Source organism: Nocardioides sp. Z30_9 (assembly GCF_058215735.1).
In genome coordinates this window covers 1,196,515-1,210,666 of sequence record NZ_JBZAJF010000002.1, presented here as the reverse complement: position 1 = coordinate 1,210,666, position 14,152 = coordinate 1,196,515, and the positions used below count along the sequence as shown (strand labels likewise).

General features: G+C 71.2%; 13 protein-coding genes. 7 read left to right on the top strand and 6 right to left on the bottom strand.

Translation table 11 applies throughout. The features are described from left to right. Positions 1–91: 91 nt before the first annotated feature. The 6 genes from AC4BGB_RS16590 to AC4BGB_RS16565 all read left to right on the top strand — a co-directional run bounded on the left by AC4BGB_RS16590 (position 92) and on the right by AC4BGB_RS16565 (position 7,165). On the top strand, positions 92–1,126 hold the full coding sequence (locus tag AC4BGB_RS16590; RefSeq protein WP_490547995.1) for an AAA family ATPase: 1,035 nt from the start codon (positions 92–94) through the stop codon (positions 1,124–1,126). Beyond that, positions 1,123–2,079 (top strand): DUF58 domain-containing protein, encoded by a 957-nt coding sequence (locus tag AC4BGB_RS16585; protein WP_490547994.1) that lies wholly within the window; start codon positions 1,123–1,125, stop codon positions 2,077–2,079. The genes AC4BGB_RS16590 and AC4BGB_RS16585 overlap by 4 nt, the downstream gene beginning before the upstream one ends. Then, positions 2,076–3,023, top strand: a complete 948-nt coding sequence (locus AC4BGB_RS16580) for a VWA domain-containing protein (protein ID WP_490547993.1) — start codon at positions 2,076–2,078, stop codon at positions 3,021–3,023. Before AC4BGB_RS16585 ends, AC4BGB_RS16580 begins: the two co-directional genes overlap by 4 nt. A gap of 140 nt (positions 3,024–3,163) precedes the next feature. After that, the gene (gene ccrA, locus AC4BGB_RS16575) at positions 3,164–4,501 is read left to right on the top strand and encodes a crotonyl-CoA carboxylase/reductase (RefSeq protein ID WP_490547992.1); all 1,338 of its coding nucleotides are present in this window, start codon (positions 3,164–3,166) and stop codon (positions 4,499–4,501) included. Between the two features lie 206 nt (positions 4,502–4,707). Further along, positions 4,708–5,979: a hypothetical protein gene (locus AC4BGB_RS16570; RefSeq protein ID WP_490547991.1), complete on the top strand. Its 1,272-nt coding sequence runs from the start codon at positions 4,708–4,710 to the stop codon at positions 5,977–5,979. 151 nt (positions 5,980–6,130) lie between these two features. Beyond that, complete coding sequence (locus tag AC4BGB_RS16565) at positions 6,131–7,165, top strand: AI-2E family transporter (protein ID WP_490547989.1); 1,035 nt, start codon at positions 6,131–6,133, stop codon at positions 7,163–7,165. 13 nt (positions 7,166–7,178) lie between these two features. Here the strand turns inward: AC4BGB_RS16565 and AC4BGB_RS16560 are convergent, their stop codons facing one another. The 5 genes from AC4BGB_RS16560 to AC4BGB_RS16540 form a co-directional block, all read right to left on the bottom strand. Then, positions 7,179–7,964: an alpha/beta fold hydrolase gene (locus tag AC4BGB_RS16560; RefSeq protein ID WP_490547987.1), complete on the bottom strand. Its 786-nt coding sequence runs from the start codon at positions 7,962–7,964 to the stop codon at positions 7,179–7,181. Between the two features lie 43 nt (positions 7,965–8,007). Further along, complete coding sequence (locus tag AC4BGB_RS16555) at positions 8,008–8,187, bottom strand: hypothetical protein (RefSeq protein ID WP_490547985.1); 180 nt, start codon at positions 8,185–8,187, stop codon at positions 8,008–8,010. A gap of 103 nt (positions 8,188–8,290) precedes the next feature. Further along, positions 8,291–9,073, bottom strand: coding sequence for a hypothetical protein (locus AC4BGB_RS16550; RefSeq protein WP_490547983.1), 783 nt, complete (start codon positions 9,071–9,073; stop codon positions 8,291–8,293). 33 nt (positions 9,074–9,106) lie between these two features. Beyond that, entirely contained in the window at positions 9,107–10,888 is a 1,782-nt protein-coding gene (locus AC4BGB_RS16545; RefSeq protein WP_490547981.1) for a 3-hydroxyacyl-CoA dehydrogenase family protein, read from the bottom strand. 74 nt (positions 10,889–10,962) lie between these two features. Then, on the bottom strand, positions 10,963–11,889 hold the full coding sequence (locus AC4BGB_RS16540; RefSeq protein WP_490547980.1) for an FAD-dependent oxidoreductase: 927 nt from the start codon (positions 11,887–11,889) through the stop codon (positions 10,963–10,965). 61 nt (positions 11,890–11,950) lie between these two features. Between AC4BGB_RS16540 and nucS the strand changes: the two genes are divergently transcribed. Then, positions 11,951–12,634: an endonuclease NucS gene (gene nucS / locus AC4BGB_RS16535; protein WP_490547979.1), complete on the top strand. Its 684-nt coding sequence runs from the start codon at positions 11,951–11,953 to the stop codon at positions 12,632–12,634. Between the two features lie 19 nt (positions 12,635–12,653). Here the strand turns inward: nucS and AC4BGB_RS16530 are convergent, their stop codons facing one another. After that, complete coding sequence (locus tag AC4BGB_RS16530) at positions 12,654–14,114, bottom strand: PAS domain S-box protein (RefSeq protein WP_490547978.1); 1,461 nt, start codon at positions 14,112–14,114, stop codon at positions 12,654–12,656. Between the last annotated feature and the right edge of the window lie 38 nt (positions 14,115–14,152).

Genomic DNA, 14,152 nt, shown 5'->3' with positions numbered 1-14,152 from the left:
CCCTTTCCCCGGTTTTTCGGGCCAACCCCTCGCTGTCCGTTTCGTTCCCGTGGTGAAGTGGTGGCACCCGTCGAGACACCGAGGACGCCCGATGACCACGATCCAGGACGACACGCCCCCGACCGAGCAGAGCGCGGCGCTCCTGGAACGGGCGCTGTTCGAGATCAAGCGGGTGCTGGTGGGCCAGGACCTGATGGTCGAGCGGATGGTCGTGGCGTTGCTCGCCCGGGGACACCTGCTCCTCGAGGGCGTTCCCGGCGTCGCCAAGACCCTGGCCGTCCGGACGCTCGCCGAGGTCACCGGCGGCAGCTTCCACCGGTTGCAGTTCACCCCCGACCTGATGCCCGGTGACATCGTCGGGACCCGGGTGTGGCGCCCCTCCTCCGAGACCTTCGACATCGAGCTCGGGCCGGTCTTCGCCAACCTGGTGCTCGCCGACGAGATCAACCGGGCCCCGGCGAAGGTCCAGTCCGCGCTGCTGGAGGCGATGGCCGAGCGGCAGGTGAGCATCGGCGGACGCACCTACCCGCTGCCGGAGCCGTTCCTGGTGATGGCCACGCAGAACCCGATCGAGTCCGAGGGCGTCTACTCCCTGCCCGAGGCCCAGCGCGACCGCTTCCTGATGAAGGTGGACGTCCGCTACCCCGATGCCGCCGAGGAGCTCGCGATCCTCCAGCGGATGAGCGTCGACCCCCCACGCGCCCGCGAGGTGCTCAGCACCGAGGCCGTGCTCGACCTGCAACGGGCCGCGGACCGCATCTTCGTCCACCACGCCGTCGCCCAGTACGCCGTGGCCCTCGTGATGGCCACCCGCGAGCCGGCCCGCTACGGCCTGGAGCCGATCGCCCCCCACGTCGAGTTCGGGGCCTCCCCCCGAGCCACGCTCGGTCTCGTCGCCTCGGCCCGGGCACTGGCCCTGATGCGCGGTCGTGACTACGTGCTGCCCCGTGACGTGTACGACGTCGCGAGCGACGTGCTCTCACACCGGCTCGTGCTCACCTTCGACGCCATCGCCGACGGGGTGGACGCGCGCCAGGTGGTCGCCTACCTGCTCTCAGTGGTCCCGGCTCCCCAGATCGCACCCCACGACGACGCTGCCGGCGAGCGGGAGACCGGAGCAGCGTGAGGTCCCTGGCCGAGTCCCGACGCGCTTTCGCAGCGCTCGAGCTCGCCCTGAACCGGCGGCTCGCCGGCACCCTGTACGGCGCCCGCGAGGGCACCCGCCTCGGTCCGGGAAGCGACCCCGAGGAGGTCGTCCCCTACCGCGCCGGCTCCGACGACGTACGCCGCATCGACTGGAACGTGACCGCCCGGAGCCAGGAACCCCACGTGTGGCGCACCCGGGCCGAGTACGAGCTCGAGACCTGGGTCCTGGTCGACGAGACGGCCAGCATGGACTTCGGGACCGTCGAGATCGAGAAGGGTGAGCTGGCGGCCTGGGTCACCGGCGCGATCGGGCTGCTCAGCGATGGCCCCGGCAACCGGATGGGCGTGGCCCACCTCGGTGAGGACGCCGTGCGCTGGTCGCCGCCACTGCCACCACGCCAGGCCGCGGTACGCGCCATGTCGGGCCGCGGGCCGACCGGCCATCGTGGCCGGGCAGTGCCCCGGACCCCGGTCGCCCCCGGGCTCGCGCCCGCACTGACCGCGCTCGACGCCCGGCAGCGCCGCCGCGGGGCCCGCGTGGTGATCAGCGACTTCGTCGAACCCGACGGCAGCACCGAGCGGCCGTTCTCGTGGGAGCAGCCGCTGCGGCACCTCTGCGCTCGCCACGACGTGCTGGTCGTGGAGATCCTGGACCCCCGCGAGCTGGCCCTGCCCGACGTGGGGCCCGTGGTGCTGATGGACCCCGAGTCCGGCCGCCGCTCCGAGGTGTGGACCTCGTCGGCGCGCCTGCGCGAGCAGTACGCCGCCCTCGCCGCCGCCCATCGTGAGAGCGTCGCCGCAGCCGTCCGCGCCTCGGGTGCCCAGCACGTGCTGCTGCGCACCGACCGTGACTGGGTCGGCGACCTGGTCTGGTTCCTGCGCCGTGACCAGGCCCGCAGGAGCGGAGCGCCACGGATGAGGAGCCGGCGATGAGGCTGCTCTCCCCCTGGTGGCTGCTGCTGCTCGTGCCGGTGGCGGCGCTCGCGGTGGCCTACGTGGTCCAGCAGCGCCGCCGCAGCCGCTACGCGGTCAGGTTCGCCTCGCTGCCGATGCTGGAACGGCTGATCCCGCGCAGGCCGGGGTGGCGGCGCTACGCCCCCGCCGCCGTGCTGCTGGCCGCCTTCGCACTGATGGCGCTCGCGGCGGCCAGGCCGGAGATGGACGTGCGGGTCCCCCGGGAGAACGCCACGGTCATCGTCGCGGTGGACGTCTCCTTGTCGATGAAGGCCACCGACGTGTCGCCGAACCGGCTGGACGCGGCCGCCGAGGCCGCGACCCGGTTCGTCGAGGACCTGCCCCACGGGTTCAACGCCGGCCTGGTCACGTTCTCCGGGGTCACCACCGTGCTGGCTCCCCCCACCGCGGACCGCGACGACGTCGTCGCCGCCCTCAACGACCTCGACCTGTCCACCCGGACGGCGATCGGCGAAGGGGTCTTCACCTCGCTGGAGCAGGTGCAGCTGATGGCGGCGCGGGCCGACCAGGCCGGCGTACCCGCCCACGTCGTGCTGCTCTCCGACGGCACCAACACCACCGGGCGCACCCCGCAGGAGGCCGCGCAAGCGGCCCGCGAGGCCGGGGTGCCGGTCTCCACCATCGCCTACGGCACCCCCGACGGGACCGTGGAGAGCGAGGGGCAGCTGGTCAGCGTGCCGGTGGACGAGGCGACGCTCGCGGCGCTGGCCGCGGAGAGCGGTGGCCACGCCTACACCGCCCGGAGCAGCGACGAGCTCAACGAGGTCTACGACGAGGTCCAGTCCTCCATCGGCTACCGCGAGGAGCCCCGCGAGGTCACGCAGTACGCCGCGGCCGCCGCCCTCCTCCTCGGGCTGCTGGCCGCGGCCCTCTCGCTGCGCTGGTTCTCGCGCCTGCCCTGAGCCGGTCCGGGGTCCTCGGTCAGCCCCCGCCGCTCCCGGTAGCCAGATAGGTCACACCGGGCTGACACGGGGGCTACTCGCCGGTAGATTCCGCCGCAGCCCAACCGGACCGACGACGTCACCCCCCACAGGAGCCCCACGTGCAGAAGATCCTCGAGGCCATCCTCGCCGGCGACACGAGCAGTGAGGAGTACGCCGCCCTCGAACTCCCGGAGTCCTACCGGGCCGCCACGGTCCACAAGGACGAGGTGGAGATGTTCGAGGGTCTCGCCACCCGCGACAAGGACCCGCGCAAGTCCATCCACATCGAGGACGTGGCCCTGCCCGAGCTCGGCCCCGGCGAGGCGTTCGTCGCCGTGATGGCCAGCGCCATCAACTACAACACCGTGTGGACCTCGATCTTCGAGCCCGTCTCCACGTTCGGGTTCCTGGAGCGCTACGGCCGGATGTCACCGCTGTCCAAGCGGCACGACCTGCCCTACCACGTGGTCGGCTCCGACCTCTCCGGCGTGGTGCTCAAGACCGGCCTCGGCGTGCACTCCTGGAAGCCCGGCGACGAGGTCGTCGCGCACTGCCTCTCCGTCGAGCTGGAGAGCCCCGACGGCCACGGCGACACGATGATGGACCCCGAGCAGCGCATCTGGGGCTTCGAGACCAACTTCGGCGGCCTGGCGCACATCGCGCTGGTCAAGTCCAACCAGCTGATGCCCAAGCCGGACCACCTGACCTGGGAGGAGGCCGCCTCCCCCGGCCTGGTGAACTCCACCGCCTACCGCCAGCTGGTGAGCCGCAACGGCGCCGGGATGAAGCAGGGCGACAACGTCCTGATCTGGGGCGCCAGCGGCGGGCTGGGCGGCTTCGCCACGCAGTACGCCCTCAACGGCGGCGCGGTCCCGGTGTGCGTGGTCTCCAACGAGGAGAAGGCGGCGATCGCCCGCAAGATGGGCGCCGAGCTGATCATCAACCGCTCCGAGGCCGACTACAAGTTCTGGAAGGACGAGCACACCCAGGACCCCAAGGAGTGGCGCCGGTTCGGCAAGGACATCCGCGACCTCACCGGCGGTGAGGACGTCGACATCGTCTTCGAGCACCCGGGCCGGGAGACCTTCGGCGCCTCGGTCTACGCGGCCCGCAAGGGTGGCACGATCGTCACCTGCGCCTCGACCAGCGGCTACATGCACCAGTACGACAACCGCTACCTGTGGATGAACCTCAAGCGGATCATCGGCTCGCACTTCGCCAACTACCGCGAGTCGTGGGAGGCCAACCGCCTGATCGCCAAGGGGATGATCCACCCCACCCTGTCCAAGACCTACACCCTGGACGAGGTCGGGCAGGCCGCGGTCGACGTGCACCAGAACGCCCACCAGGGCAAGGTCGGCGTGCTCTGCCTGGCACCCGAGGAGGGTCTCGGCGTCCGCGACGAGGCGCTCCGCGCCAAGCACCTCGACCAGATCAACGCGTTCCGCGGGGTCTGACCACCCGGCAGAACAGGTGAGGTTTCAACGACCTCCTGCGCCTCACGACACCCGGCAGCACCACTGGTGCTGCCGGGTGCCGCCTTTTCCGGCACCTTTTTTCGGGACTACGGCGAGTCGGACGGGTCGCGGTCGGAATCGCTTTGGCAATGGGCGAGACTGACGGCGTACGTCGGAACCACCAATGCCGGATGGAGAAAAGATTCATGAGCGACCCGATGCGCGACCAGGGACTGTCCATCTTCGACAACGACCCCGAGGACGGGGACAGCACCAGGGACTCCGCCGACGAGGCGACCCAGGTGATCCCCGTGGTCAGCGAGAAGCCGGGCGCCGCACGCTCCGGGCAGAAGACCGCCAACAAGGTCGCCGAGAGGCCACTGCCACCTCCCCCGGCAGCCGGTTCACGCCCCCAGGCCTCCGGCAGCACCGGGGCGCGTCCCGCCCCCACCCAGCGCTCCGAGCCCCCCGCCGCGGCACAGCTCCCGGCCCTGCCGACCGTGCGTCGCGGTGGCTACGACACCGGCGCGGTGGACCGGCTGCTGCGTGCCACGGCCGCGGAGAAGGCCGGCCTGACCGCGAGCCTGACCGAGGCCCAGAGCCGCCTCGAGGCGCTCGAGGCCGAGGTCGAGACGCTGCGCGTGAAGGTCGACGAGAACGAGAACCCCACCTACGCAGGTCTCGGCGGCAAGGCCAGCGAGATGCTGCGGCTCGCCGAGGAGCAGGCTGCCGACGTCCTCGAGGAGGCCAACGCGCAGGCCGCCCAGGTCCGGCACCAGGCCCAGCGTGACGCCGCCGCGATCACGTCCGAGGCCGAGGCCGCTGCCGAGGACATGCGGGTCGTTCAGACGCGCGAGCTCGAGGAGACGCGCAGCCGCACGATCGCCGACATCGAGGCACACCGGGTGCGCGCGCTGGCCGAGGCCGACGACCACCTCGCCTCCGCCAAGCGCGAGGCCGAGCAGCACCGCCTCGCCGCCGAGCAGGAGACCAACGCACTGCGCACGAGCACCGCACGTGAGGCCGAGCAGGCACGCGCCGCGGCCGACCGCGAGGTGCAGGAGGCTCGGCGCGAGCTGGCAGTGGAGAAGGAGCGGCTGACCCGCGAGGCGGCCGAGCACCACGACTCCGCGTCGGCCGAGACCCGGCGCCTGGTGGCCGAGGCCGAGGAGCGCGCCAACGCAGCCGAGCAGCGGGCCCGCGAGGCCATCGAGGCAGCCAACTCCCACCGCGACCAGGCGGCCCAGGAGGCCGAGCAGCTGGTCAGCCGCTCGCGCCGCGAGGCCGAGCAGATCGTCAGCGCCGCGAAGAAGCAGGCGGACGCGCTGCGCAACAGCGGGCACGCCGACTCCGAGCGCGAGCTGCAGGTCCTGCGGGCCGAGGTCTCGCGCCTGACCCGCCGCCGCGACTCGATCACGGCCCAGCTCGCCGCGCTGCGCGACGTGGTCGCAGGGTTCGGCACCGACGACGAGAGCTGAGGTGACGGTTCCCGGGTCCGGCGGACCGACCCCCGAGCCTGAGTCGGCTGCCTCGGAGGAGGCACCCGGCCCCGGGAACACAGTCACTGGCTCAACCGGATCGACCGACGCGAAGCGGACTCCCCCGCCCCCGCCGGCGGCTCGGCGCTCGATGGGCACGTGGGGCCGCCACCCGTTCGTGACCGGCTTCCTGCTGGCCGCGGGCGCGCTGGTCGCCTACTGGGTCGGCGGGCTGATCCTGCACGCCAGCTCGGTGATCGTGCTGATCGTCGTCGCCCTGTTCATCGCCTTCGGGCTCAACCCGGTGGTGCGCTGGCTGGTCGGTCGCGGCATCCGCCGTTCCATCGCGGTGCTGCTCGTCGCGCTGGCCTTCGTGGCCGCACTGGCCCTGTTCGTCCTCGCCATCGCTCCGGTGGTCGCCGACCAGGTCACCGCGCTGTCCAACAGCGCCCCCGGCTGGTTCGACAAGCTCCAGCACAACCGTCAGATCGAGCGCCTGGACGCGAAGTACGACGTGATCGACAAGGCCAAGGACTACGTCCTCGGCGGCGACCTCACCAACAAGCTCTTCGGCGGGGTCCTGGGAGTGGGTCTCGCGATCCTCTCGGCGCTGGGCAACGCGTTCATCGTGATCGTGCTGACCCTCTACTTCCTGGCCTCCCTGGACCGGGTCAAGGCCGCCCTCTACGAGCTGGCTCCCGCCAGCAGCCGCCCCCGGGTGGCCAGCCTCGGTGACCGGATCCTGGAAGGCATCGGCGGCTACGTCTCCGGCGCCTTCCTGGTCGCGCTGTGCGCCGGCGTCTCCACGTTGATCTTCCTGTTCATCGTGGGCCTGGGGCAGTACGCCGTGGCGCTGGCCGTGGTGGTCGCCATCCTCGACGTGATCCCGATGATCGGGGCGACCCTGGGAGCGATCGTGGTCAGCGCGATCGCCCTGGCCACCGACGTCGAGACCGGGATCTTCTGCATCATCTTCTTCCTGATCTACCAGCAGGTCGAGAACTACCTGATCTACCCGAGGGTGATGTCGAAGTCCGTGGACATCCCCGGCGCCGTCACCGTGATCGCCGCCCTGATCGGTGCCAGCCTGCTCGGCGTCGTCGGCGCGCTGCTCGCGATCCCCACCGCCGCGGCGGTGCTGCTGCTGGTGCGTGAGGTCTTCGTCCGCAACCAGGACGCTCTCTGACGCAGGCCTCGCCTCAGGCCGAGAGCCGCCGGACCATGTCGACGACCACGTCCGGCTGCTGGGAGTGCACCCAGTGCCCCGCGTCCTTGACGACCACCTTGCGCGTGCGCGGGAACAGCCGACGCATCAGGTCGTCGTGCTCGGGACGCACGTAGCGCGAGTCGGCGCCGGCGACCCACAGCACCGGCCCCTCGTACGGCGCCACGTCGCCCAGCTCGTCCTCGGGCCACCCGCTGAGCACCTCGAGGTCGCGGCCGAGGACGTCGAGGTTGACCTGCCACCCCCAGGTCTCGCCCTCGCGGCGCAGGTTCTGGAGCAGGAAGTCGCGCACGGTCTTCTCGGGCACGGCGTCCGCCAGCGCGGCGTCCGCGTCGGCCCGGCGCTCGACCGCGTCCAGGTCGAGTCCCTGCATCGCCTCGACGTAGCCCTCGAACTCGCCACGCCCGCCGTACGCCACGGGGGCGATGTCGACCACGCACAGCCGCCGCACCAGCCGCGGGCTGCGCAGCGCGGTCACCATGGCCGCCTTGCCGCCCATCGAGTGCCCCACGAGCGTGACCGGCTCATCCTCGCCGAACATGCCCTCGACGAGGCCGGCGATCTCGTCGGCCACCTCGAGGTAGTCGAAGCGCTCCGACCAGGGCGAGCGGCCGTGGTGGGGCAGGTCCACCAGCACGACGCGGTGATCGGGCGCGAGCGCCTTGGCCACCCCCGTCCAGTTCCGGCCCTGGCCGAACAGGCCGTGGCAGAAGACGATCGGGGATCCGCCGTCGCCGTACGTGGTGGTGTGCAGGGTCACCAGGGCATTGTGCCGCGTCGGCCCGCCCCCGCGACCACGCGGGTCAGGCCGACCAGCGCACGGACTCCTCGACGATGTCGGCGAAGGCGTAGACACCACGCAGGTCGACGCGGTGGGCGAGCAGGGTGCTCACACCGTGCTTGTGCCGGGTGGCGAGATCTGTCTGGGTGGACTCCCGGACAGGACGTGCGAGCTGCTCCTCGATTGCGGCGATGTGATCCATCACGGTCCCTCTCCATGGCCTGGCGTGAGCCTGGAGAGTGTCAGGCGAAGATCACCGCACGGTTGACGGACGGTTTCGTGCAGGTCACACCTTCTGGGCGGCGCTAGAAGTCGAAGCCGTCGAAGAGGTCGCCGATGCCGTCGAACATCCCGCCGATGCCGTCCCCGATGGAGCCGAGGCCCTCACCGAGGCCTTCCCCGATGGCGCCGATGCCTTCACCGAGCCCGTCGAAGCCGCCCCCGAACAGCAGCCCCATGAACATGAAGTCCATCGGGCCGAAGCCGCCGAAGTAGCCCGCGGCGTAGGGCTGGTAGGCGCGACCGCCCTGGAAGTAGGGCACCCGGCGGTTGCCGACCATCACCTTGCGGATGTCCGGCTCCGCGCCGACCTTGACCCGCTCGGCGTCGAGCGCGCACGCGGGTACGTCGCGCTGGGCCCCGCCCGGAGGGGTGTAGGGGACGTCCTCGACCGAGAGGCCGTGGCGCGGGTCGAAGAAGCACGGGGGCCTGCGGGTGGGCAGCGGCAGACCTGCGACGCGGGCGCGCACACAGGCCATGGCGTACTTGCCGTCCTCGAGGATCTCGGTGACGCCCTTGACGTGCTCGGGCTCGGTGATCTTGTCGGCAGCACGCTTGGCGGCCACGTAGGAGTCGAGTGCGCGCTGGTAGTCGGCGTGCTGCCCGGGGTCGAGCTCCCGCCCGGCCATCTCCATGTCCAGCACCTGCAGCTCCTCGCCGAGCGCGGTGACGTCCTCGAACGCGAACTGGCGCACCGGGGCCAGCTCGGCCTCCTTGCGCTCCAGCGCACGGCGCTGGGTGCTCTTGACCACGAGGACCACCACGAGGGCTGCCACCGCCAGCACGATGAGGAAGATCAGGAAACCCATGGCCTCAGGTTACGTCCCCGTCCCCAGCGGGGGTCAGCGCTTGCTGTAGTCACGGAACCCGCGCTTGGTCTTGCGGCCCAGGTAGCCCGCGGTGACCATGTGCTCGAGCAGCGGCGCCGGCGCGAAGCCACGCTCACGGAACTCCAGGTAGAGCTCGCGCTGGATCGCCAGCGACACGTCGTTGCCCACCACGTCGAGCAGCTCGAAGGGGCCCATCGGCAGGGCACAACCCTGCTTCATCGCGGTGTCGATGTCGTCGGCCGTCGCGTAGTGCGCCTCGAGCATCTTGATCGCGTCGTTGAGGTAGGGGAACAGCAGCGCGTTGACGATGAAGCCCGCCCGGTCGGCGCAGGAGACCGCGACCTTGCCGACCTTGGCGCACAGCGCGCGGGTCGTCTCGGCGACGTCCTCGCTGGTGGAGACCGTGCTGACCACCTCCACGAGCTTCATGATCGGCGCCGGGTTGAAGAAGTGCATCCCGACGACGTCCTGGGGCCGGCTGGTCGCCTGGGCACACGCGATGACCGGCAGCGAGGAGGTCGTCGTCGCGAGGATGGCGCCCGGCTTGCAGATCTCGTCCAGGTTCTCGAACAGGGTGGTCTTGATCTTGAGGTCCTCGGCGATCGCCTCGACGGCGATGTCGACCTGCGCGAGGTCGTCGAGCGACGTCGAGCCGGTGAGCCGGCCCAGCACCTCGGCCTTGACCGACTCCTCGAGCTTGCCGCGCTGGATCGCCTTGTCCAGGGAGCGTTCGATCGTCGCCTTCACGGCGTCGACCTTGTCCTGCGAGCGGCCGACGTAGATCACGTCGTAGCCGGCCTTGGCGAAGACCTCCACGATGCCGGTGGCCATCGTGCCGGTGCCCACGATGCCGACGAGGTTGATGTCGTGGCGCAGCTGCGGCTCGTCGTCGGCCGACGGGGTTCGGTCGTCGGCCACCACGACGGGGCTGTCGGGCGCCTCGTAGGTGTAGAAGCCCTTGCCGGTCTTGCGACCGAGGAGGCCGGCGGTGACCATCTGCTTGAGGATCGGCGCGGGTGCGTGCAGCCGGTCCCGGCCCTGGCGATACATCGTGTCCAGGATCTCATACGCCGTGTCCAGGCCGATCAGGTCGAGCAGCGCCAGCGGACCCATCGGGTAGCCGCAGCCGTAGCGCATCGCCGCGTCGATGTCCTCGCGCGTCGCGTACCGGTTCTCGTACATCGACACCGCGTGGTTGAGGTAGCCGAACAGCAGCGTGTTGGCGATGAAGCCCGCCTTGTCCCCGCACACGACCGGGTTCTTGCCGATCGTCTCGACCAGTGCCGCGGCGTCCTCGAGCACGTCGGGCGCGGTCACCACGGTGCGCACGATCTCGACGAGCTTCTGCACCGGCGCGGGGTTGAAGAAGTGCACGCCGATGACCCGGCCGGGGTGCGAGGTGGCCGAGGAGATGTCGGTGACCGAGAGCGACGAGGTGTTCGTCGCCAGGATGGTGTCCGGGGAGACGATCCCGTCGAGCTCCCGGAAGATGGCCTTCTTGATCGAGGCGGACTCCACGACTGCCTCGACCACGAGGTCGGCGTCCGCGAGCTGGTCCAGTGAGGTGACGAAGCGGACCCGGTCACGCAGCTGCCCGGCGTCCTCCTCGCTGAGCTTGCCGCGGGAGACCGCGCGGTCCGTGGAGTGCTGGAGGTGCTGGCGGCCGCGCTCGACCGCCTCCTCGTCCACCTCCACGCCGACGACGTCGTACCCGTGGCGGGCGAACACCTCCGCGATGCCGGCACCCATGGTGCCCAGTCCGACTACGCCGATGGTCTTGAAGTCACGTGCCATGGCGGCATCCTCGCACGATCCTCACTGGGGCCGACAAGGTCCCTTCTCACATGGTCCCCGGACCGTGCCCGCGCTCAGCTGGTCATCGGCTCCGCCTTGGCCAGCTGATCCACGAGGCCGACCACCTCGGCGGCACAACCCCAGCTCAACGTCACCCCGGCGCCACCCTGGCCGTAGCAGTGCACCACCCGTCCCTGCGCCTCGAGCCGCACCGCCGGGCGCACGGGACGCAGACCCACCCGGTGGGCGAGGACGGTGGCCCCGGCGAGCTCGGGAACCAGCTGCGTGGCCCGGCGCCAGATGTCGGCTGCCGTGGCCAGTGAGGCGGTCCGGCTCCAGTCGCCGGCCTCGTCGGTGCCACCGACCACGACCTCGCGCCCGCGCGGCACCACGTACGTCGGTCCGGCGGCGTCGAGGAGCCAGCGGTCGACCTTGACCCCGGAGACGAGGACCACCTGGCCGCGCACGGGCGTGACCTCGGCGTCGCCGGCCAGCAGCCGTGACCCGAGCCCGGCGCAGTTGACCACCACCTCGCCCTCCCGGTCGGGCGGCAGTGCCGGCAGGCTCATCCGGGTGACGGTCCCGCCGAGCTCCTCGAGCCGCCCGTGCAGCCAGCGCAGGTAGACCGGCATGTCGGCCACCGGCGCCGTGAACGACCACGCGTCGGCGTACCCCGCAGGTGGTGGCGTCCGGGTCAGGTCGGGTACGGCGCCGGCCCACCACGGGTCCGGGGTGGGCTCGCGGAGCACCTCGGTCCCCGGCCGCATCGTCAGGCCGGTGTCGGGCCCGCCCTCGCCGGAGGCCAGCGCGCGGAACACGTCGTACGACGTCGCAGCCCACCGGGTGACCCGGTCCTGCGGCAGCGCCTTGTAGGGGTACCAGAGCGCGGCGGCCACGACCGAGGTCGTCTCCAGCGGCAGGTCGCGGGCGAACACGTCCACGCGATGGCCGGCCTCGGCCAGCCGGACCGCGCACGTGAGGCCGGTGACTCCGGCACCCACCACGACGACTCTGCTCGGCCCACGACGCACCGCGCAAGCATGGCAGGTAGATTCACCGATCGTGAGAATCGTGGTGGCACGCTGTCAGGTCGACTACGCCGGTCGGCTCAGTGCCCACCTGCCGATGGCCACGCGGGTGCTGATGCTCAAGTCCGACGGCTCGGTGCTCGTGCACTCCGACGGCGGCTCCTACAAGCCGCTGAACTGGATGAGCCCGCCGTGCACCGTCCGCGAGGGCACCACCGAGGACGGTCAGGTCGAGTGGACGGTGGCCGCCAAGACCGGCGACACCCTGCGCATCCTGATCGAGGAGGTGCTCCACGACTCCCGCCACGAGCTCGGCGTGGATCCCGGCCTGCAGAAGGACGGTGTGGAGAAGCATCTCCAGGAGCTGCTCGCCGAGCACCCGGGGACGCTGGCCGAGGGCCTGAGCCTGGTACGCCGGGAGTTCCCCACCGCCATCGGTCCGGTCGACCTGATGTGCCGCGACAGTGACGGGCGCTCGGTCGCGGTCGAGATCAAGCGGCGCGGCGAGATCGACGGGGTCGAGCAGCTGACCCGCTACCTCGAGCTGCTCAACCGCGACCCGGCCCTCACCCGCAAGGGCCCCGTGGCCGGCATCTTCGCCGCCCAGGAGATCAAGCCCCAGGCGCGGGTGCTGGCCGAGGACCGCGGGATCACCTGCGCCGTCGTCGACTACGACGCCCTGCGCGGCATGGACGACCCGAGCCAGCGGCTGTTCTGAGCTCTGTCGGGCGCGCGCCTCAGCTGCCGGCGTGCGCGGGGCGCAGCGGGAAGGTCATCCGGAAGGTGGTCCCCCGGTCGTTGCTCTGCACGACCTCGATCGTGCCGGCGTGCGCCTCCACGATGGCGAGCGCGATCGTCAGGCCCAGGCCCGCGCCCGGCTTCTGCTGGGCCACCGCGCTGGGGGTGCGGAACAGCCGCTCGAACAGGGCGTCCGGGTCCTGGTCGCCGATGCCGACGCCGGTGTCGATGACGTCGATCTCGGCCGAGGTGCCCTGCGAGCGCAGCACCACCCGGACCCGCCCGTCGGCGGGCGTGAACTTGATGGCGTTCGAGAGCAGGTTGTCCATCGCCTGGCCGAGCCGGTCGCGGTCGCCGTACATCGGGACGGCGATGCCCTCGGTCTCCAGCGACAGGCTGAGCGTCGCCTCCTCGGCCCGTGGGCGCGCCGCCTCCACGGCCTCGCGGACCACGCGCTCGAGGTCGATCTCCGCCGAGCGGATCGCGAGGCCGGACTCCTCGATGGTGACCAGCGTGAGCAGGTCGTCGACCAGGCGCAGCTCGCGCTCGGCGCTGCGCATGATCACCGACAGGAACCGTTGGCCCTGGGGGCTGAGCTCCTCGAGGTCGGTCATCAGCTCGCCGTAGCCGATCATCGAGGTCAGCGGCGTACGCAGCTCGTGGGAGACCGTGGCGAAGAACTCGTCCTTGACCCGGTCGGTCTCCTCCTGCATCCTGCGGCGCTCGGAGATGTCGCGGATGGCCGCCGAGACCAGCAGCCCCTCGTCGGTCTCCAGCGGGGAGAGCGTGACCTCGATCGGGAACTCCGACCCGTCCTTGCGCCTGGCGTGCAGGTCGCCGGCCAGCCCCATCGGGCGGGTGCGCGGCTCGCTGACGTAGCCGTTGCGGAAGGCCATGTGCATGCCGGAGTAGCGGTCGGGGACGAGGATCTCCACCTGCTCTCCCACGAGCTCGGCGCGGCCGTAGCCGAAGAGCTCCTCGGCCTGGGCGTTGACCAGCACGATGGCTCCGTCGCGGTCGACGATGACCATCCCGTCGGGGGCGGCCTCGAGCAGGCCGCGGAAGAGCTTGGTCTGCCGGTACTTCTCGTTGGGGTCGCGGATCCCGATCGCCACCATCGGACCGCGCTCGGTGACGGCAGGCGTCAGGGTCAGGTCGACGGTGTGGACGTCACCGGTCGAGTGCCGGAGCTTGGCGTCACGGACGGTGATCTCGACGTTGTTGGCCACCACGGCGTTCACGGCGACGTGCTGGAACTCGTGCATGGTCTCGCGACCGAACTCCTGCACCTTGAGGCCCTTGATCACCTCCGCCGAGAACCCGAGCAGGTCGCACGCGCCCGCGTTCGCCAGCAGCACGATGCCCTCGCCGTCGGCGAGCACCATCGGGTCGTCGGAGTTGAGGATCGTCCGGGACAAGGCGTCGTACTCCCACTGTCCCGCGTCGTACAGGTGCTCCATCTAGCTCCGCCCTCGATCGTCTGGCCCGAGGCGGCCAG